This window comes from Meiothermus sp. QL-1, assembly GCF_003351145.1.
Taxonomy (GTDB): Bacteria; Deinococcota; Deinococci; order Deinococcales; family Thermaceae; genus Meiothermus.
Genome location: NZ_QQSV01000003.1, coordinates 122883 through 141121, shown reverse-complemented (window position 1 = coordinate 141121; position 18239 = coordinate 122883). Strand labels below are relative to the sequence as shown.

At 68.2% G+C, this 18239-nt stretch carries 22 protein-coding genes; 9 read left to right on the top strand and 13 right to left on the bottom strand.

The annotated features are described in order from the left end of the window. Window positions 1–2: 2 nt before the first annotated feature. From DV704_RS05455 to DV704_RS05445, 3 genes are read right to left on the bottom strand one after another with little or no spacing between them, the layout of a single operon-like run. Entirely contained in the window at window positions 3–617 is a 615-nt protein-coding gene (locus DV704_RS05455) for an alpha/beta hydrolase (protein ID WP_114798554.1), read from the bottom strand. Beyond that, window positions 614–1549, bottom strand: coding sequence for a ring-cleaving dioxygenase (locus tag DV704_RS05450; RefSeq protein WP_114798553.1), 936 nt, complete (start codon window positions 1547–1549; stop codon window positions 614–616). The genes DV704_RS05455 and DV704_RS05450 overlap by 4 nt, the downstream gene beginning before the upstream one ends. Continuing rightward, on the bottom strand, window positions 1546–2079 hold the full coding sequence (locus DV704_RS05445; protein WP_114798552.1) for a YceI family protein: 534 nt from the start codon (window positions 2077–2079) through the stop codon (window positions 1546–1548). The genes DV704_RS05450 and DV704_RS05445 overlap by 4 nt, the downstream gene beginning before the upstream one ends. A gap of 120 nt (window positions 2080–2199) precedes the next feature. Here DV704_RS05445 and DV704_RS05440 point away from each other — a divergent pair, with 120 nt between their 5' ends. Next, window positions 2200–2544, top strand: a complete 345-nt coding sequence (locus DV704_RS05440; protein ID WP_114798551.1) for a helix-turn-helix domain-containing protein — start codon at window positions 2200–2202, stop codon at window positions 2542–2544. Here the strand turns inward: DV704_RS05440 and queG are convergent. Then, window positions 2524–3624 (bottom strand): tRNA epoxyqueuosine(34) reductase QueG, encoded by a 1101-nt coding sequence (gene queG / locus DV704_RS05435; RefSeq protein WP_114798550.1) that lies wholly within the window; start codon window positions 3622–3624, stop codon window positions 2524–2526. The genes DV704_RS05440 and queG overlap by 21 nt on opposite strands. A 48-nt stretch (window positions 3625–3672) precedes the next feature. On the opposite strand from queG, the gene DV704_RS05430 reads away from it, so the two are divergent. Further along, entirely contained in the window at window positions 3673–4689 is a 1017-nt protein-coding gene (locus DV704_RS05430) for a homoserine dehydrogenase (RefSeq protein WP_114798549.1), read from the top strand. On the opposite strand, the gene DV704_RS05425 is transcribed toward DV704_RS05430, so the two are convergent. Genes DV704_RS05425 through DV704_RS05415 form a run of 3 tightly spaced genes read right to left on the bottom strand, consistent with a single transcriptional unit; the run spans window position 4686 to window position 6475 of the window. Next, window positions 4686–5000 carry an FUN14 domain-containing protein gene (locus DV704_RS05425; protein WP_114798548.1) on the bottom strand — a complete coding sequence of 105 codons (315 nt, stop codon included), beginning with the start codon at window positions 4998–5000 and terminating at the stop codon, window positions 4686–4688. The two genes, DV704_RS05430 and DV704_RS05425, sit on opposite strands and share 4 nt — an antisense overlap. Before the next feature lie 18 nt (window positions 5001–5018). Next, a complete protein-coding gene (locus DV704_RS05420; RefSeq protein ID WP_233498254.1) occupies window positions 5019–5882 on the bottom strand; it encodes an SDR family oxidoreductase in 864 nt (287 codons plus the stop codon). Window positions 5883–5914: 32 nt separating this feature from the next. Beyond that, window positions 5915–6475: an HD domain-containing protein gene (locus DV704_RS05415; protein ID WP_114798547.1), complete on the bottom strand. Its 561-nt coding sequence runs from the start codon at window positions 6473–6475 to the stop codon at window positions 5915–5917. A gap of 40 nt (window positions 6476–6515) precedes the next feature. Here DV704_RS05415 and ispF point away from each other — a divergent pair, with 40 nt between their 5' ends. The 3 genes from ispF to DV704_RS05400 all read left to right on the top strand — a co-directional run bounded on the left by ispF (window position 6516) and on the right by DV704_RS05400 (window position 8602). Further along, window positions 6516–7007 carry a 2-C-methyl-D-erythritol 2,4-cyclodiphosphate synthase gene (ispF, locus tag DV704_RS05410; RefSeq protein ID WP_233498253.1) on the top strand — a complete coding sequence of 164 codons (492 nt, stop codon included), beginning with the start codon at window positions 6516–6518 and terminating at the stop codon, window positions 7005–7007. A 125-nt stretch (window positions 7008–7132) separates the two neighbouring features. Further along, window positions 7133–8131 carry an aspartate-semialdehyde dehydrogenase gene (locus DV704_RS05405; RefSeq protein WP_114798546.1) on the top strand — a complete coding sequence of 333 codons (999 nt, stop codon included), beginning with the start codon at window positions 7133–7135 and terminating at the stop codon, window positions 8129–8131. 30 nt (window positions 8132–8161) lie between these two features. After that, window positions 8162–8602 carry a hypothetical protein gene (locus DV704_RS05400; RefSeq protein ID WP_114798545.1) on the top strand — a complete coding sequence of 147 codons (441 nt, stop codon included), beginning with the start codon at window positions 8162–8164 and terminating at the stop codon, window positions 8600–8602. On the opposite strand, the gene glpX is transcribed toward DV704_RS05400, so the two are convergent. From glpX to DV704_RS05380, 4 genes are all read right to left on the bottom strand, one after another. Further along, window positions 8599–9567, bottom strand: coding sequence for a class II fructose-bisphosphatase (gene glpX, locus DV704_RS05395; protein WP_114798667.1), 969 nt, complete (start codon window positions 9565–9567; stop codon window positions 8599–8601). The genes DV704_RS05400 and glpX overlap by 4 nt on opposite strands. A gap of 73 nt (window positions 9568–9640) precedes the next feature. Further along, the gene (gene hisIE / locus DV704_RS05390; RefSeq protein ID WP_114798544.1) at window positions 9641–10261 is read right to left on the bottom strand and encodes a bifunctional phosphoribosyl-AMP cyclohydrolase/phosphoribosyl-ATP diphosphatase HisIE; all 621 of its coding nucleotides are present in this window, start codon (window positions 10259–10261) and stop codon (window positions 9641–9643) included. A 5-nt stretch (window positions 10262–10266) separates the two neighbouring features. Further along, a complete protein-coding gene (gene hisF, locus DV704_RS05385) occupies window positions 10267–11028 on the bottom strand; it encodes an imidazole glycerol phosphate synthase subunit HisF (RefSeq protein WP_114798543.1) in 762 nt (253 codons plus the stop codon). Between the two features lie 32 nt (window positions 11029–11060). Further along, window positions 11061–12305 carry a class I SAM-dependent RNA methyltransferase gene (locus DV704_RS05380; protein WP_114798542.1) on the bottom strand — a complete coding sequence of 415 codons (1245 nt, stop codon included), beginning with the start codon at window positions 12303–12305 and terminating at the stop codon, window positions 11061–11063. Between the two features lie 93 nt (window positions 12306–12398). Here DV704_RS05380 and DV704_RS05375 point away from each other — a divergent pair, with 93 nt between their 5' ends. The 3 genes from DV704_RS05375 to DV704_RS05365 all read left to right on the top strand — a co-directional run bounded on the left by DV704_RS05375 (window position 12399) and on the right by DV704_RS05365 (window position 15928). Further along, on the top strand, window positions 12399–13346 hold the full coding sequence (locus DV704_RS05375) for a TAXI family TRAP transporter solute-binding subunit (protein WP_114798541.1): 948 nt from the start codon (window positions 12399–12401) through the stop codon (window positions 13344–13346). 114 nt (window positions 13347–13460) lie between these two features. Beyond that, a complete protein-coding gene (locus tag DV704_RS05370; RefSeq protein ID WP_114798540.1) occupies window positions 13461–15491 on the top strand; it encodes a TRAP transporter permease in 2031 nt (676 codons plus the stop codon). Beyond that, entirely contained in the window at window positions 15488–15928 is a 441-nt protein-coding gene (locus DV704_RS05365; RefSeq protein WP_114798539.1) for a hypothetical protein, read from the top strand. Before DV704_RS05370 ends, DV704_RS05365 begins: the two co-directional genes overlap by 4 nt. Here DV704_RS05365 and DV704_RS05360 read toward each other — a convergent pair. Beyond that, window positions 15839–16720 (bottom strand): patatin-like phospholipase family protein, encoded by an 882-nt coding sequence (locus DV704_RS05360; RefSeq protein WP_114798538.1) that lies wholly within the window; start codon window positions 16718–16720, stop codon window positions 15839–15841. The genes DV704_RS05365 and DV704_RS05360 overlap by 90 nt on opposite strands. Window positions 16721–16776: 56 nt before the next feature. On the opposite strand from DV704_RS05360, the gene trpC reads away from it, so the two are divergent. Next, window positions 16777–17574 (top strand): indole-3-glycerol phosphate synthase TrpC, encoded by a 798-nt coding sequence (trpC, locus tag DV704_RS05355; protein WP_114798537.1) that lies wholly within the window; start codon window positions 16777–16779, stop codon window positions 17572–17574. Here the strand turns inward: trpC and DV704_RS05350 are convergent. Then, window positions 17571–18176: a superoxide dismutase gene (locus DV704_RS05350; protein WP_114798666.1), complete on the bottom strand. Its 606-nt coding sequence runs from the start codon at window positions 18174–18176 to the stop codon at window positions 17571–17573. The two genes, trpC and DV704_RS05350, sit on opposite strands and share 4 nt — an antisense overlap. Window positions 18177–18239 lie beyond the last annotated feature (63 nt).

Below are 18239 nucleotides of genomic sequence, written 5' to 3'. Positions count from 1 at the left end.
TACTACGGAATGCGCCGGGCCAGCCAGGCCCTCGCTGCCATCAGTTCCTCTGGCAGCAGGCCGTGGCCTGCCGGCCACCAGCCGGCCTCCACCTCGGCCCCTGCCCGCCTCAGGCAGTCCAGCAGAGCCTCCACCCGTCCGGGGGGCGACCAGGGATCAAAGCGGCCAGCAGCCACCAAGACCGCCCGGCCACTTAGATTAGGCAAAGGATGCACCTCCAACGGGAGCATGGGGCGGAACAGGACCGCCCCATCCAGCAGCGCCGGCTGAAGGAGGAGCAGGGCTGATGCCATGTTGGCCCCGTTGGAATAGCCCAGCGCATAAAGCGGCAGGCCTTCAAGACCGTAGCGCTGCCGGGCAGCCCGCACGAATTGGGCCAAATCGGCGGCCTGCTGGCGTAAATCTGCTTCGTCGAATACCCCAGGGGCCAAACGGCGGAAAAAGCGGGGGGCCCCGTTTTCCAACACCCGGCCCCGGGGGGAGAGCAAAGCCGCCTGGGGGGCGAGCTGCCGGGCCAGGGGTATTAGGTCGTGCTCGTCTCCTCCTGTGCCGTGGAGCAGGAGCAAAGAAGCCCCCTGGCCCGGCTCAAAGCGGTGTATGAAGGGGGCCTGGGTCATGCCACCGGTTTCAGCTCAGGAAGAACGGCCTCGATTTGGGCCCGCTGGGGCTCGAGCCAGGGCGGCAGCACCAGCCGCTCCCCCAGGTGGGCCGGGTCCTCGTCCACGGCAAAGCCGGGCCCATCGGTGGCCAACTCGAAGACCACACCGCCTGGTTCGGTGAAGTAGACCGAGCGGAACCAGAAGCGGTCGATGGAGGGGGTGGCCGGAATACCTAGGCCGAGCACCCGACCGCGCACCGCCATCTGGTGGTCCAGGTCGTCCACGCGCCAGGCCAGATGGTGGATGCTGCCCACCCCCCACCGGCCCCGGGGCAGGTTGGGCAGCACCTTGATGTCCAGGTGCCGGCCCGACCCTCCGCCGGCCAAAGCGTAGCGGTGCCAGCCCCCCTCCTGCCCCGCAGGTTCAAAGCCCAAGACCGAAAGCAGCCTGGCGCTCTCCTCCAAACTCCTCAGCCAGAGCCGGGCGCCATGGAGGCCCATGATCTGCTGCCCCTCGGGCACCCCGCTCCTCTCCCAGGGGGTGAAGGCCCTGGGAGGGGTCTCCACCAGGGCCACCTCGAGGCCGTCCGGGTCGCGGAAGGGCAGGGCCCTCTGCCCGAAGCGCACCTCGGGCCTCCCCAAAGGTGTCCCGTAGCGCTCCAGCCGGGCCGCCCAGTAGCTCAGACTCCCTTCGGGCACCGCCAGCTCGAGCTCCACCGCCAGCCCGGTGCCCTTGCGGCCCGGGGCCAGGTGCTCCCAGGGAAAGAAGGTCAGGTCGGTGCCCGGACGCCCCTCGGCATCGGCATAAAACAGGTGGTAGGTACCGGGGTCGTCCTGGTTGACGCTCTTCTTGACCAGCCGCAGCCCCAGGACCCCCGCGTAGAAGTCCAGGTTGCGCTGGGCCGGCCCCGCGATGGCGGTGACGTGGTGCAGACCGCTGACCGGTTTCATAACGCAGGCTCCGCAGCCGCCACCGCCTCCACGTCCAGGGTGAAACGCACCTCTTCCCCTACCAAAAGCGCCCCGAACTCGAGCACCTGGTTCCAGGTGAGGCCGAACTCCTTGCGGTTGAGCACCCCGCTGGCGCTGGCCCCGGTGCGCACAAACCCCCAGGGGTCCTTCAGGGACGGGCTGACCTCGGCCTCAAAGCTCACCGGCCGGGTCACCCCGCGGATGGTCAGGTCACCCAAGACGCGGTAGCGCCTCTCCCCCAAAGGCTCTATCTGGCGGCTTGAGAAGCGGATTTCGGGGTAGTTCTCGGCGTCCAGGAAGTCGGGGGAACGCAGATGGGCGTCGCGCTGGGGCTCGCCGGTCTCGATGCTGGCCGCCTCAATGAACGCCTCGATTTGCTGGGGTACTCCGTTGGAATCGGTCTTCACCGTTCCTCGAAGCCGCTTGAACTGGCCCCGCACGGTGAAAACCCCCATGTGCCGAACAGAGAAGGCGACCGTGCTGTGGCTGCTGTCCAGGTTCCAGTGCATGGGATGACCTCCTACAGCCCTGGGCGTGGGCTACACCCAGGCAAGCGAATGATATTTTATAGCAATATTTTTAGTCAAGCATTTGGTTCGCAAAAGCGTTGTGCTAGACTCGAGCCTGGTATGGACAGGGCCACCGAGGCCGACCACAGCTTCTGCCCCGTGTACGAGGCCATCAATGTGCTGCAGGAAAAGTGGACCCTGCACATCATCCGCAGCCTTCTCGGCGGCCCCAAGGGCTTCAACGAGCTCTCCCGAGCGGTAGGCGGCTGCAACCCGGCCACCCTGGCCCAGCGCCTGGAAAAACTGGAGCACCTGGGCATCCTCTCCAAAACCGTCCACTCCACCATGCCCCCCCGCACCAGCTACGCCCTGACCGAGGCCGGGCAAGCCCTCCAGAGCGTGATCGAGGCCATCGACCGGTGGAGCCGGCAGTACCTTAGGCCCTCAGCCAAGGGCCTCGAGTAGGCCGCGCGCAAGCTGGGCCACCTGGGGCTCCGGGTCGCGCAGCAGGGGCTCCAGAGGGGCTTTCAGCCCGTGGCGGGCCAGGGCCTGCGCGGCGGTGGCCCGCACCACAGGGTTGACATCCCCGGCCGCCTGGCGGGCTAGGGGCAAAAGCTCGGGGTGGTCCAGGTTGGAGAGCACGATGAGGGCGTTGCGGGCCATGCGGGTGCGCCCTGGGCGCAAAAAGGCCGTGGCCGCGTACTTGCGCGCAAAGGCGCGGGAGGAGAGGGTGAAAAAATCGCGCAAGTCGGGGTAGGCCAGCTCCGGCTCGGGCGTAAAGCCAGCCCAGAAGGTGCGGGCCCGGCGGTTCCAGGGACAGACCTCCTGGCACACATCGCAGCCGAAGAGCCACTCCCCCATCCCCGACCAGCGCTCCAGGGGCACCAGGCCCCGATGCTCGATTGTCCAGTAACTGATGCAAAGCCTGGCATCCAGGGTCCCATCCCCCAGCAAGGCCCCCGTGGGGCAGCCCGCCAAACAGCGGGTGCAGCGGCCGCAGCGGTGGGGGTGCGGGGTGGGGGCTTCGGGCAGGGGCGCGCTGGTGAGGAGCACCGCCAGGGTAAGGTAGCTCCCCGCCCCCATGCGTATCAGCATGGCGTTGCGCCCCACCCAGCCCAGGCCGCCCAGAACGGCGTAGCTGCGCTCGGACAAGGGCCCGGTGTCCACATACCCCCGGGCCTCCAACCCCAGGCTCTGGGCCAGGCCCTCCAGCGCCTCCAGGTGGGGCCGGAGCAGATGGTGGTAGTCCCGCACCCAGGCGTAGCGGGCCACCCGCCCCACCCTGAGGCCTCCGAAGGGCTTGGGCGGCGGAGGATAGGCGTGGGAGGCGGCCAACACCAGCACGCTCCTGGCCCAGGCGAAGCGGCGGGTGGGCATGAGCCGGGTGGGGGCCTGCTCAGCCAGGTAGGCCATCCCGGCCTGGTGCCCCTGGGCCAGCCAGTCCTGGTAGCGCGCCTGGACCCCAGGGGGAAGCTCCACCGGTGCCCAGGCGGCCAGCAAACCCCGCTCTTCCGCAGCCTGGGTTAGGCGCACCAGCGGGTCCATACCCTTGATTCTGCCCGGCCAGGCCCCCCATCTGCTAGGCTTTAGCCCATGGAGAAGATTCGTATAGCCCTGATGGGGGCCGGCACCGTGGGGGGCGCTTTCGCCCAGCTATTGCCCGCCCACCAGGCCCGGCTGAAGGCCCTGGGGGTGCAGCTCGAGCTGGCCCGGGTGCTGGTGCGCGACCTGAACAAGGCGCGGCCCGGCCTCCCCCCCCACCTGCTCACCAACCAGACCGAGGGGTTCTTGGAGGACGTGGACGTGCTGGTGGAGGTGGCTGGAGGCACCGGAACGGCCCGGGAGGTGGTGCTGGAGGCCCTTGCGCGCGGCATCCCGGTGGTGACCGCCAACAAGGCCCTGCTGGCCGAGCACTGGGGGGAGCTCCGGGGCTACGCCGAGGAGGGCGAGCTTTACTACGAGGCCAGCGTGATGGCCGGCACCCCCGTGCTGGCAGCCCTGCACAGCCTGTGGGGCAACCAGACCCTGGAGCTCCACGGCATCGTCAACGGCACCTGCAGCTACCTCATCCGCCGGATGGAGGAGGGGGCCAGCTACGAGGCGGCTTTTGAGGAAGCAAGGGGGCTCGGCTACCTCGAGGCCGACCCCAGGCTCGACGTAGGGGGTATCGACGCGGCCCACAAGCTCTGCGTGCTGGGACGGCTCACGGTGGACCCGGGGCTGGCCTGGGAGAAAGTGCTGGCCCGCACCCGCGGCATCGAGCACCTGACCCCAAAGCTGCTAGCGGAAGCCCGCCAAGAGGGCCAGGCTATCCGGCTGGTGGCCAGCCTGTACCCTGAGCGGGGGGCCTGGGTGGCGGCGGTGCGGCCGGTGCGGCTGCCGCTGGAGCATCCCCTGGTCCGGCTGGGCAGCGGGCAAAACGCCCTGGTTTACCGGGGCGAGCCCATCGGGACCCTGGTCTTCGCCGGGGCCGGGGCCGGGGGCGCGGTCACCGCGAGCGCTGTTTTGAACGACCTCTACCGGCTGCTTTCGGGAGCGCCCGGCCACCTGCCCATCCCCAAGGCCCTGCCGGTCCCCGCAGACCCGGTGGAACGCTTCGAGGAGGTCTAGCCCCGGCGCAGCCCCAGCACCAGCCCCGCCACAAAGGCCCCCCCGAAGGGCAGGTTGGTGGTGAGGACCCACACCAGGGCGTCCCAAGCGCTCTTAAGCTGCTCCTGCTGAAGAAGGGGCTCCACATCTCGCTGGATGCGGGTCCAGTCCACGGCGATGTAGCCCATGGAGGCCAGCACCTGCACCACCACGAAGATGAGGCCCAAAAAAATCGCCACCCAGCGCCCCACGGTCTTGATGGCGTAGCCCACGGCAAAACCCGCCAGACCGCCAAAGGTGAGCTGCCCGAGGTAGGGTTGGATAACTTCCACGGCCCTATTCTGCCACGGCTAGCGCTTGCGCGCCGCCTCGAGGGCGTCCCACTGCTCCTTCGTGACCGCGTCCAGCACGTTGAACTCCCCTGCGCCCCAGACCGTCTCGCCCCCGTCGATGGTGATAACATCCCCGGTAATGAAGCCCGCATAGTCGGAGATCAGGTAGGCGGCCAGGTTGGCCAGCTCGATGTGCTCCCCCACCCGGCCCAGGGGCACCCGCTTCTCGAAGAGCCGGGCGATCTCCGGGGTGGGCATCAGCCGGCTCCAGGCCCCCTCGGTGGGGAAGGGGCCGGGGGCAATGGCGTTCAGGCGGATGCCGTACTTGCCCCACTCGGCGGCAAGCGACCTGGTCAGGGCCACCACCCCGGCCTTGGCCGTGGCCGAGGGCACCACATAGCCCGAGCCGGTGAGGGCATAGGTGGTGGCGATGTTGAGCATCACCCCCCTCTGCCCCCGGGCAATCCAGCGCTTGCCCACCTCCAGGGTGCAGTAGACCGTCCCGTGGAGCACAATGTTCAGCACCGCATCGAAGGCCCGATGGGACAGGCGCTCGGTGGGCGAGATGAAGTTGCCCGCGGCGTTGTTGACCAGCACGTCTAGGCGGCCAAAGCGGGCTTCCACCGCATCCACCATGGCCCGCACCGCCTCGGGGTCGCGCACGTCCACCGGGGTGGCGAAGACCTCTCCCCCTGTGAGTTCCTGCATCTCCTGCGCCGCCTTCTCGATGACCTCGGCCCGGCGGCTGGCGATGGCCACCCGGGCCCCCAGCTCCAGGAAACGGGTGCTCATCGAACGGCCAAGCCCCGTACCGCCCCCTGTTACCAGGACCACCTTACCCTTGAGCAAGTCTGGCTGGAACATGATTACCTCAAGGAACAATTTACACCAAGTCTACACAAAGGCCCAGGGACTCACCCCAACCCAATCCGCTCGGCGTCGGCCTTCAGGGCCTCCAGCACGAAGGCCAGGTGCTCATCCAGCTCCACCCCCAGCTCCGAGGCCCCCCGCACAATCCCCTCCCGGTCTACCCTGGCGGCGAAGGCCTTGTCCTTGAACTTCTTCTTGAGACTCGGAAGCTCCAGGCTGCGGATGCTCCTATCGGGCCGCACGTACACAGCAGCGGTGATAAGGCCCACCAGCTCGTCCACGGCAAAAAGGGCCCTGGCCATGAGGGTCTTCCGGGGGTACTCGGGCAGGTCGGCGTGGCCCAGAATGGCCTCCAGCACATCCTCGGGGTAGCCCATCTCCCGCAGCATGGCCACCCCCCTCACAGGGTGGTCCTCGGGGTACTTCTCGTAGTCGAAGTCGTGCAGGATACCCGCAATAGCCCACTTCTCCTCGTCCTCGCCAAAGCGGCGGGCATAGGCCCGCATGGCCGCCTCCACCGCCAGCATGTGCTTCTGCAGGCTCTCCGAAGCGGTGAAGCGCTTCATCAAGGCCAGCGCATCCTCGTAGACCATGTAGATCGCCATGGGGCCATTCTAGCCCTGCTCGGGCGCTTAGACTGGAGGCGTGAGCGAGAAGACCCTGCCCCTTCTTATCGGGTATGGCGAGGACGCCCACCGGCTCGGGGAGGGGCTCGAGCTTTGGCTGGGCGGTGTGCGCATCGAAAGCGACCGGGGAGCAGTAGCCCACTCCGACGGCGACGTTCTGCTGCACGCCCTGTCGGACGCCCTGCTCTCGGCCTTTGCCCTGGGGGATATCGGAAGCTACTTCCCCGACCACGACCCCCGCTGGCGGGGGCTGGAGAGCCGGGTCATTTTGGAGCTGGTGCTGAAAAAGGTGCGCGAGAAGGGGTACCGACCGGCCCAGGTGGCCGCGGTGGTGGTGCTGGATAGGCCCAGGCTGGGCCCCCACCGCGCCCAGATTCAGCAGAACCTGGCCCGGCTGGTGGGGCTTCCCGAAGAGCGGGTGGGGCTCACCTTCAAGACCTCCGAAGGGCTGGCCCCCGAGCACGTGCAGTGCCGGGCGGTGGTCCACCTCGAGCCCCTCCCCGGGCATTGACTTTGACCGGCAGGGGGGCTATTGTGGACGGGGATGGTTTGGTATACCACTACCGCCTAGGCGGCAGCCCGGCTGCCGCCTGACCTGCCGGGTGGGCAGGTTTTTTGTTTGAAGGAGGTTCTGCTATGCGAGTCGGAATCGTGGGGGCCACCGGGGCAGTGGGACAGGAGATCCTGAAGGTTCTGGAAAAGCGCCAGTTCCCCGTAACCGAGCTCAGGCTCTACGCCTCGGCCCGCTCGGCGGGGAAGACCCTATGGTTTCGCGGACAGGCGCTTACCGTTGAGCCCCTACCCGAGACCCCCCTGCCGGTGGACCTCGTGCTGGCCAGCGCCGGGGGCAGCATCTCCAAGCAGTACGCCCCCATCTGGGCCCGCCAGTCGGTGGTCATCGACAACTCCTCGGCCTTCCGCTACGAGCCCGGGGTACCCCTGGTGGTGCCGGAGGTCAACGCCCACGCCCTGAAGCAGCACCAGAACATCATCGCCAACCCCAACTGCACCACCGCCATCCTGGTCATGGCCCTCTACCCCCTGCACAAGGCCTTCCGGGCGCGGCGGGTCATCGTGAGCACCTACCAAAGCGCCTCGGGCGCTGGGGCCAGCGGCATCGAAGAGCTGCTGCAGGGCACGCGGCGGTTCCTGGCCGGCGAGGCGGTGGAGCACCGGGTCTTCGCCCATCCCCTGCCCTTCAACGTGATTCCCCACATCGATGCCTTCCAGGAAAACGGCTACACCCGCGAGGAGATGAAGGTGCTGTGGGAGACCCAGAAGATCATCGGCGACCCCTCGATTCGCCTCTCCTGCACCGCGGTGAGGGTGCCCACCCTGCGGGTGCACGCCGAGGCGGTCACGGTGGAGTTCGAGCGACCGGTGAGCCCGGAGGAGGCCCGGGAGGTGCTCCGGCGGGCCCCAGGAGTGGAGGTGGTGGACGACCCAGCCGAGAAGCGCTACCCCCTGCCCATCAGCGCCAGCGGCAAGTTTGAGGTGGAGGTGGGGCGCATCCGCCGAAGCCTGGTTTTTGACAACGGCCTGGACTTCTTCATAGCCGGCGACCAGCTCCTCAAGGGGGCGGCCCTGAACGCGGTACAGATCGCCGAGCTTTTGCTGGAGCCGGTGCCGCGCTAGCTGCGGTTATACTCGTGGCGGAGGTTGAAGATGCGCAGATGGATGGTCCTGCTGGTGCTCCTGGCCCCTGCTTTTGCCCAAAGCCTCCAGGTGAGCGCGGGCAGCCCCTTCGGCCTGGGCGCAGGGGCCCGCTTTGCCCTGGCCCCTCTCCTGGACGGGCGGGTGTACGCCGGGGCCAACTTCTTCACAGGAGGGGCTGCCTCGCTGGGGGGCGGGGTGGACCTGCTGGTCTCGGTACCCCTGACCGACCTCTATGCCGGGGCGGGGCTGTTCTACGCCAGCGGCCCCGCCGTCTCTCTGCTGAGCCAAGGGGCCGCTGGCGGGGGGCTGGGGGCTCGAGGGGTGGTGGGCACCTACCTGAACCTGAGATTACCGCTGGTGGGGGTTTTCGTGGAATTCCACCCCATGTACTTCTTCACCCCGGGCAGCTTCGGCTTCGGGGGGGCGGTGGGCGTTAACTTCGGCTTCTAGACCCGGATATTCACCCGGGCCCCGCTCTCAAAGAGGTGGATGGTGTCGATGAAGCGCACCACCCGGGTCTGGTAGCCCATCACGATGGAGTGGGTGCGGGCCCCGCCGCCGAAGTAGCGCACCCCCTCCAGCAGCTCCCCGTGGGTGATGCCGGTGGCTGAAAAGACAATCTGCCGGCCTGGGGCCAGCTCGTGGGTGCGGTAGATCTTCTTCTCGTCCACCCCCATGGCGTGGAGGCGGGCGAGCTGCTCCTCGTTTTCCGGTAGGAAGCGCCCCTGGATCTCCCCACCCATGCACTTAAGCGCAGCCGCGGCCAAAACCCCTTCGGGGGCCCCACCGCTGCCCATCATGGCGTGCACCCCGGTGCCGCGCACCGCCACCGCCAGCGCAGCCACCACATCCCCGTCGGCAATCAGCTTGACCCGGGCCCCGGCCCGCCGCACCTCCTGGATGAGCCGCTCGTGCCGGGGGCGGTCCAAGATGACCACCACCAGGTCCTCCACCTTGCGCTGCAGCGCATCGGCGATGATGCGCAGGTTGGCCTCCACCGGGTAGTCCAGGCTCACCTTGCCCGCCGCCGGGGGGCCCACCACCAGCTTCTGCATGTACATATCGGGGGCCCCCACCAGCCCCCCCTTCTCGCTGATGGCAATCACGGTGATGGCGTTGGGCAGGCCCTTGGCGGTGATGTTGGTGCCCTCCACCGGGTCCACCGCGATGTCCACCTCAGGTCCGCCCCGCCCCAGCACCTCCCCGATGTAGAGCATGGGGGCCTCGTCCATCTCGCCCTCCCCGATCACCACCCGGCCCCGGATGGGCAGCTCCGAGAGGACCCGGCGCATGGCCTCGGTACCCGCCGCATCCACCGCCTCCTTGTCGCCCATCCCGGCCAGACGGCTCGCCGCCAGGGCGGCCTGCTCGGTGACCCGAGCCACCTCGAGCACCAAGAGCCGTTCGATATCCATGTCCACGCTGACTTCCATGCCTCGAGCTTACCAGGCCGGGGGCAAGCGTAGGGGCAGGAAGGGCTTCCAAAGCCTAGCCCTGGTGGCGCTGCCAGAGCACCCGGGCCAGATCGGCAGGGGCCACACCCCGTTCGGCCAGGACCAGCAGCAGGTGGAAGACCAGGTCAGCGGCCTCGGCGGCGAGGGCCTCCCGGTCGGGGTTCTTGGCCGCGATGATCACCTCCCCTGCCTCCTCCCCAATCTTCTTCAAGGCGCGGTCCAGCCCCGCCTTGTGCAGCCGGGCCACGTACGAGTCCTCGGGCAGGGCGGCAAACCGGGCCAGGATGGTCTGGTAGACCCTCTCCAGCACCTCGCCCAGGGGGGGGTGGGGCTGGGCCGGGCCTAGGGAATGGTGGAAGCAGCTCTCCCGCCCGGTGTGGCAGGCTGGACCCGCCGGCACCACCCGGTACAGAACCGCATCCTGGTCGCAGTCAAGGCGCACCTCGAGCACCTCCTGGGTGTGGCCCGAGGTCTCCCCCTTGACCCAAAGGGCCCCGCGGCTGCGGCTGTAGAAGGTGCTCCGGCGGGTTCTGAGGGTGGCCTCCAGGGCCTCGCGGTTGGCGTAGGCTAGGGTCAGGACCTGGCCGGTGCGGGCGTCCTGCACCACCACCGGCACCAGGCCCCTCTCGTCAAAGCGAACTTCCTCCAGGTCCATGCCCCTCAGGATACACGGCGCACGGGAACCCCCTGCTCGGCTAAGTAGGCCTTGAGGGCCGGGATGGCGATGGCGCCAAAGTGAAAGACGCTGGCCGCCAAGGCGGCGTCGGCCACCCCTTCCTGCAAGACCTCGGCGAAGTGCTCCATCCGGCCAGCCCCCCCCGAGGCGATCACCGGCACCCCCACCACCGCCGAGACAGCCTGGCAGAGCTCCAGGTCGAAGCCATCCTGGGTGCCGTCCTTATCCATGCTGGTAAGGAGAATCTCCCCTGCCCCAAGCCGGGCCCCCTCCTCGGCCCACCTGAGCACGTCGAGGCCGGTGGGCACCCGCCCCCCGGCCACGTAGACCTCCCAGCCCGCGCCCCTGCGGCGGGCATCGATGGCCAGCACCACCGCCTGGCTGCCGAAGTGGTCGGCCAGCTCCCGGATAAGCTCGGGGCGCTTCACCGCCGCCGAGTTCACCGAGACCTTGTCGGCCCCAGCCAGAAGCAGGGCCCGGGCGTCTTCCAGGCTGCGGATGCCCCCCCCTACGGTGAAGGGAATGAAGACCTGCTCGGCTACCCGGGCGGCCACCTCGAGCATCGTCCCCCGCCCCTCGTGGGTGGCGCTGATATCCAGGAAGACCAGCTCGTCGGCCCCCGCCGCATCGTAGGCCTGGGCCGAGGCCACCGGGTCGCCCGCATCGCGCAGGTTGACGAAGTTGACCCCCTTGACCACCCGGCCCTGGTGGACATCCAGGCAGGGAATAATGCGTTTGGCCAGCACGAGGCCGATTCTGAAGAGCAGCGCGCTTCGGGTCAAGAGCCCCAGACCAGCAGGCTCAGCACCTCCACGTGGTGGGTAAAGGGATAGAAGTCGTAGGGCCGGGCAAAGGCCAGCCGGTACCCCCCCTCCACCAGCCGCCCCACATCGCGGGCCCAGGTGACGGGGTCACAGGCTATGTACAGCACGCGCTCGGGCCGCCCCCTGAGGAGCCCCTCCAAAACCTCCCGCGAGAGGCCTGCCCGGGGTGGGTCCAGCACCACCAGCTCGGCGGGAAGGTACTCGGAAAGCACCCGGGCATCCGCCCGGCGGAAGACCAGATTCTCCACCCCAAGCCGCGCCTTGTCGGCCTCGCCCCGCCGGATGGCCTCAGGGCTTATCTCCACCGCCACCACCCGGGCAAAGCTAGGGGCCAGGTGCAGGCTCAGCACCCCGCTCCCGGCGTACAGCTCCACCGCTCGCTCGCCCCGGCCGGCCAGACGGGCTGCCTCCTGGTAGAGCCGCGCCGCGGCCTTGGGGTTGACCTGGGCGAAGCTTTGCACGTTGATGGTGGAGAGCACCCCCCCAAACTCCTCCAAAAGGCCCTCCTGGCCCGCCAGGTGCCTGACCTGGCCGCGAAAGCGCCCCTTGGGGCTAGCCTCGGCCCAGACCACCCCAGCAAGCCCCGCCTCCACCAAGGCCAGCGCCACCCGCCGCAGGGCGCGGGCTTCTCCCCCAATCAGGCCCACCTGCACCTGCTGGGCGTAGATTGAGCCGCGCAAGGCCACCTCCACCGGTCCCTCAAAGGTCCAGCGCCGCAGGAGCTGGAAGGCCTCCTGCAACGGCGGGGCAACGAGCGGGTCCTCCTCCAGCCGCTCTAGGCGGTGGCTGCGGGGGTGGCGGTAGGCCAGCCCTCCTTGGGGGTGAAGGGCGTACTGGGCCGCGGTGCGGTAGAAAAGGCCCGGCTCTGGCGTGTAGGAGGGGCTGGGCTCGAGGGGGGCCAGCCTTGGCTCCAACCGGGCCACCCGCTCCATGGCCTCCTCCACCAAAGCCTGCTTTAGGGACAGCTGGGCGGGGTAGTGAAGGGGGAGGTCGGCCGAGGGGGGAAGAGGACCGGGGTACCGCTCAGGATGGGGCTCCAAAACGCGGAGCACCCGGCCTTCCAGGTGGTGCTTGCGCGGGCGCAGGACCGCCTCGACCACCTCGCCCGGCAGCCCCCCGCGCACCAACGCCACCCCCTCTGGCGTGCGGGCGAGCCCCAGCCCCCCCGGCACCAGCTTTTCAATACGCAGCCGCACCACCCCCTAAACTTACCCCTCCTGCTCCCCTAAGATAGGGTTGACGCCGCTTTGCGGCTTGCGGAATAATCAGCCCGATAGCACAGGAGGTCGTCCATGAAGAAGCCCCTTCTCTTTCTCTCTGCGCTGGCCCTAGCTGGCTCGGCCCTGGCGCAGACCTTCATCACCTTCGGCTCCGGGGGGACCACTGGGGTCTACTTCCCGGTGGCCACCGGCATGGCCAGGCTGGTCAACGAGGCCAATATCGGTGTGCGGGCCAACGCCCGCTCTACCGGCGGCTCGGTCTTCAACATCAACGCCATCGCCTCCGGCGAGCTGCAGATGGCCCTGGCCCAGAACGACATCGCCTACTATGCCTACAACGGCACCGGTATTCCGGCCTTCGACGGCCGGCCGGTGCGCTCCATCCGGGCGGTGGGGGTGCTCTACCCCGAGGTGGTGCACGTGGTGGCCCGCGCTGGCGCCGGCATCAACACCATCGCCGACCTCAGGGGCAAGCGGGTAGTCATCGGCGATGTGGGCTCGGGCACCGAGCAAAACGCCCGGCAAATCCTGGAGGCCTACGGCCTGAGTCTAAGCGACCTGCGCGAGGCCATCCGGGTCAACCCCAACAACGCCCTGGCCCTGATGCAGGACGGCCGGGCCGACGCCTTCTTCTTCACCGGCGGTCTGGGGGCGGCGGTCATCAGCCAGGCCGCCCAGACCCTGCGCATCCAGCTCGTGGAGGTGGAGTACAACCGGGTGCAGGAGCTGGCCAAAAAGTACCCCTTCTACCGGGCCTTCAACATCGAGGGGGGCCTCTACCGCGGCGTGGATGTGACCACCCCCTCAGTGGCGGTCTTCGCCATGTGGATTGCAGCCGAAAGCGTGAGCCCGGACGTGGTCTACAACATGATGAAGGCTACCTTCGACAACCCTGAGTTCCGCTCTATCCACCCCAACCTGCAGCGCTTCTTCAACGTGAACACCGCGGCCCGCAACCTGCCCATCCCCCTGCACCCTGGGGCAGAGCGCTACTACCGGGAAAAGCGCATCATCCGCTAGGACTCCTAGTCGTCGGGGCCGGCTAAAGCCGGCCCTTTTTCTTTGCGCTCGAAAAGGTTTTGTGCAAGAATATACCGGTTTGCTTCTGATGGACGCAAAACTTGGAGGAGGACTATGGAGGGAGCCAAAGAGGCCCGGAGCCTGCAGGAAGAGACTGAGTTGGGCAGCCGCAAGCCCACCGACGCCTCGCGCTGGGTGATTCTGGCCCTGGCGGTAGGGTGGAGCGTCTTCCAGGTCTGGGCCACCTGGGTGGGCTCGCTGGACGCCCTTTTCTTCCGGGCCACCCACCTGGCCTTCGCTTTCGCTTTGGTCTTTCTGGTCTACCCCTTCAACAGAAAAAGCCCCCGCGACCGAATCCCTCTGTTCGACTGGATCCTGGGCCTCACCGCCACCCTCTCCGCCGCCTACGTGATGTGGCAGTACAAGGAGATGATTGAGGTGCGCGGTGGGCTGGCCAACCAGACCGACCTGGTGGTGGGCAGCGTGACCATCCTGATGCTCCTGCTGGCCGGCTGGCGGGCCCTGGGCCCGGCCATGCCCATCATCACCGTGCTCTTCATGCTCTTCGCCCTCACCGGACCGCAGGGGCTGCTGCAGGGCCAGCTCCCGGGGGTGCTGGGGCAGCTCCACGCCGGGGTGCAGTGGCGCTCCTTGGTCAGCCAGCTTTTCATGAACGCCTCGGACAGCATCTGGGGCACGCCCATTGGGGTAGCCGCCCGCACGGTCTTCGTCTTCGTGCTCTTTGGGGCCATCCTGGAGCGGGCCGGGGCGGGTAAGTGGTTCACCGACCTGGCCTTCAGTCTGCTGGGTGGGGTGCGGGGAGGGCCGGCCAAGGCCTCTATTGTCTCCTCGGCGCTGACCGGGGTGGTCTCGGGTTCCTCCATTTCCAACGTGGTCACCAGCGGCACCTTCACCATCCCGGCCATGCGCCGGGCCGGCTACACCCCAGAGAAAGCCGGGGCGGTGGAGGTGGCGGCCAGCTCCAACGGCCAGCTCATGCCCCCGGTGATGGGGGCCGCGGCCTTCATCATGGCCGACTTTCTGGGCGTGCCCTACTCGGCTTTGGTGCTGATGGCGGTGGTGCCCGCGCTCCTGGCCTACGTCACCCTGTTCGTGCTGGCGGACCTGGAGGCAGCCAAGCTGGGCCTCCGGGGCCTGCCCCGCGCGGAGCTGCCCCGCTTCTGGCCCACCTTCAGGGCGGGGGTCCACTATGGGCTGCCGCTGGCCTACCTGCTCTACGCCCTCCTCATCGCCGGGCTCTCGCCCGAACGGGCCGCCCTCAACAGCATCTTCCTGATGGTGGGGATTGTTTTGCTGCAAGAACTCTACCGCGCCTGGCGGGAAGGGCGGGGGGCAGGCTCGGGCCTGGCCTCCTTCGGGCGGATATTGGTCGAGGGCTTCGCCAACGGGGCGCGCAACATGGTGGGCATCGCCATCGCCACCGCCATGGCCGGCATCATCATCGCGGTGGTGCTCATCACCAACATCGGCTTCGGCCTGGCCGACCTGCTGCAGACCATCTCCGGGGGCAACCTCCTCGTCACCCTCTTCCTGGCCCAGATTATCTGCCTGGTGCTGGGTATGGGCCTGCCCACCACCGCCAACTATGTGGTCATGGCCAGCCTGGTGGTGCCGGTGATCGTCCAGATTGCCCAACGAAACGGCCTGGACTATGGCAGCCTCACCTTCTCGGGCATCGAGGTGCCAGTTCTGAAGATTGTGGCCCACATGTTCGCCTTCTACTTCGGCATCATGGCCGACTCCACGCCCCCCGTGGCCCTAGCGGCCTACGCTGCCTCGGCCATCGCCCGGGGCAACCCCTTTCAAACAGGGGTGCAGGGCTTCGTCTACGAGCTGCGCACCGCCCTTCTGGCCTACATGGTCTTCTTCAACCCGGGGCTCTTGCTCATCGGGGTAGACGGGGTACTCGAGGGCGCCCGCATCGTTCTGAGCGCTTTGCTGGGGCTGGTAGCCTTTTCGGGGGCCACCCTGGGCTACCTGTGGGGCCCGGCCAACCCTCTCCAACGCCTGCTCTACCTGGCCTCGGCCTTCCTGCTCATCCCCAACAACCCCCAGATGGAGCTGCAGGGGCTGGGGCTTCTGGCCCTGGGGCTGGTCTGGCAGGGGCTTCGCCGCCGGGCATGAGGCTTCACCTCTGGGCTTTGCTGGACAAAAGCGCCCCCCCTCGCTTGAGGCAGCGGGGTCTGCTGCAGCTCAGCCTGCTGGCGCTTCTTCTCCAGGGCTTCCACCTGCTGCTGGCCCACTGGACCCTGCCCGACCTGCGGGGGGCACCGGCCTGGGCGGCCTGGGGGGTGGGGGTATTCTGGCTTCTCTGCATGGGCCTGGTGCTGCAGGTGCGGCTTCGCTCGAGGTCGCCCCACCGCCTGGTCCATCAGGCCCTTTTGGATGCCCTGTGGCTTGGGGCAGGGGGCCTGGGCGCCCTCCTGCTGGACCGGCTGGGGCAGCCGGCCCTGGCCCTCGGCTTTCTGGGGCTAGGTCTTCTGGGGTATGGGGCCGGGCTTTGGCAGCTTTGGCAGGCGCTGCCACCAGGGGGGGCGCGGGGGCGGGGGCTCGGCCAGTAGCTGCCGAATGCGGGGCAAAGCGGCCTCGGCTCGGACCCGGCCCAGCTCGTAGGCCCGCTCGGCCTGGGCCGCGTCGAAGGTCTCGATGGGCGGGTCGGCGGCCAGGGCAATGACCAGGTCGGCCTGGGCCAGGGCCAGGCCCAGCAGACGGCGGCGCGAAGCCTCCCCTGCCATGAACGCAGCCTCGAGGGCGGTCTTAGGCTCGGTGGGCACCGGCTTGTTGGAGACATCCACCGCCACCACCGGCCCCGCGGCCAGGGCCCGGGCCGCGGTGACCGGCACCTTTTCAGCCACATCGCCGTCCACCAGCAAGCGGCCGTGCCAGCGAACCGGGGGGAAGACGCTGGGCACCGCGCTGCTGGCCATCAGGGCCTCGGCCACCGGTCCGGCCCGCAGCATCACCAGCTCGCCGGTGTGCACATCGCAGGCCTGGATGACCAGGGGAACGGGGCTCTCCTCAATGCGCCGGTCGCCAAACAGGCTGCGGAAGCCCTGGCGGATCCTGTGCCCCTCGGCCAGGTAGGGGCGCCGCACGAAGTCCACCAGCCGGCTTACCTGGTAAAGGGCCCCATTCTTGTGCAGGCGCTCGATCTCGGGATCCTTGAGCCACTCGGCCAGCTCGGCCGGGCGCAGGCTGTGGCCAAAGGCATACATCGCGGCGGCCAGGGCTCCCGCCGAGCTGCCCGCCAGGCCGGCTATGGGTATCCGGGCCTCCCGCAGCACGTCGAGCAGGGCCAGGTGGGCTGCTCCCCGCACCCCACCCCCTCCCAAGGCCAGCACCACGCCTTTCATAGCAGGTATGCTAGCAAATCCGGCCCTGCTGGGAGGAAATAGAGTAGCATGGCAGCATGATTCCGGAGCTTTCCAAGGTGCCCGGGGTGTTGGGGGAGATTGCCCGGCGGCGCCTGGCCGAGGTGCGAGCGCTGGAGGGGGCTTCCTTTACCCCCCCCAAGGAGGCCCCTCCCTCCTTTGCGGAGGCCCTGCGCCAGCCGGGCCTTTCCCTCATTGCCGAGGTCAAACGCAAAAGCCCCTCCCAAGGGGAGATTGCGCTGGAGCTGGACCCGGCCGCCGTGGCCCGGGCCTACCAGGCCGGGGGGGCCCAGGCCATCAGCGTGCTCACCGAGCCCCACTACTTCGCCGGTTCCGACCAGGACCTGAAGGCGGTGCGCGAGGCGGTGGCGCTGCCCGTACTCCGCAAGGACTTCACTGTGCACCCCTTGCAAATCACCCAAAGCCGCGCCCTGGGGGCCTCGGCGGTGCTGCTCATCGTAGCCCTGCTGGGGCCCCTGACCGAGGCCTACCTGAGGCAGGCCCGGGCCGAGGGGCTGGACGCGCTGGTAGAGGTGCACGACGAGGCCGAGCTCGAGCTGGCTTTGGCCGCAGGGGCTTCCATCATTGGGGTCAACAACCGCAACCTGGTCGACCTGCGCGTCGACCGGAAAAACGCCCCCAGGCTGGGGCGGCTGGCCCGCGCCAGGGGGTTCCAGGGGCTTTTAGTGGCCGAGTCGGGCTACAGCAAGCCAGAGGAGCTCGAGGAAATCGTCGAGCTGTTCGATGGGGTGCTGATAGGCACCAGCCTGGCCCGAAGCCAGGACTGGCAAAGGGCCGCCGCCCGGATGCGCCCCGGGGCGCAGGCAGGCCGTTAGAAGCGGCTGGCCACCTTGTCCCAGTTGATCACGTTCCAGATGGCGGCCAGATAGTCCGCGCGACGGTTTTGGTACTTGAGGTAATAGGCGTGCTCCCAGACGTCGATGCCCAGCAGGGGGATGTGCCCTTCCATCAGGGGGGAGTCCTGGTTGGCGGTGCTGTAGACCAAAAGCTTGCCCTCCTTGTCCTTCACCAACCAGCTCCAGCCAGAACCAAAGCGGGCCAGGCCAGCCTGGTTCATCCGGTTCTTGAGCTCCTCGAAGGAACCGAAGGTGGCGTTGATGGCCTCGGCCAGCCGGCCGGTGGGCTCCTTGGCTCCCCCAGGGGTTAGGATGTCCCAGAAGAGGGTGTGGTTGTGGTGGCCGCCGCCGTTGTTGCGCACAGCGGTGCGGATGTCTTCAGGCACCTGGGCGATTTTCTCGAGCAGCTCCTCGATGCTCCAGCCGTGCAGCTCGGGGTGTTTCTCGAGGGCCGCGTTCAGGTTGTTCACATAGGTGGCGTGGTGCTTGCCGTGGTGAATCTCCATGGTCTGGGCATCGATGTGGGGTTCCAGGGCATCCTTGGGATAGGGCAGATCGGGTAGCTTAAACGGATACATAATCTCACCTCCGTGCCGTACTCTACGGCCAGACAAGCGAGAAAAGCTGTGACGGAAGACTCAAAA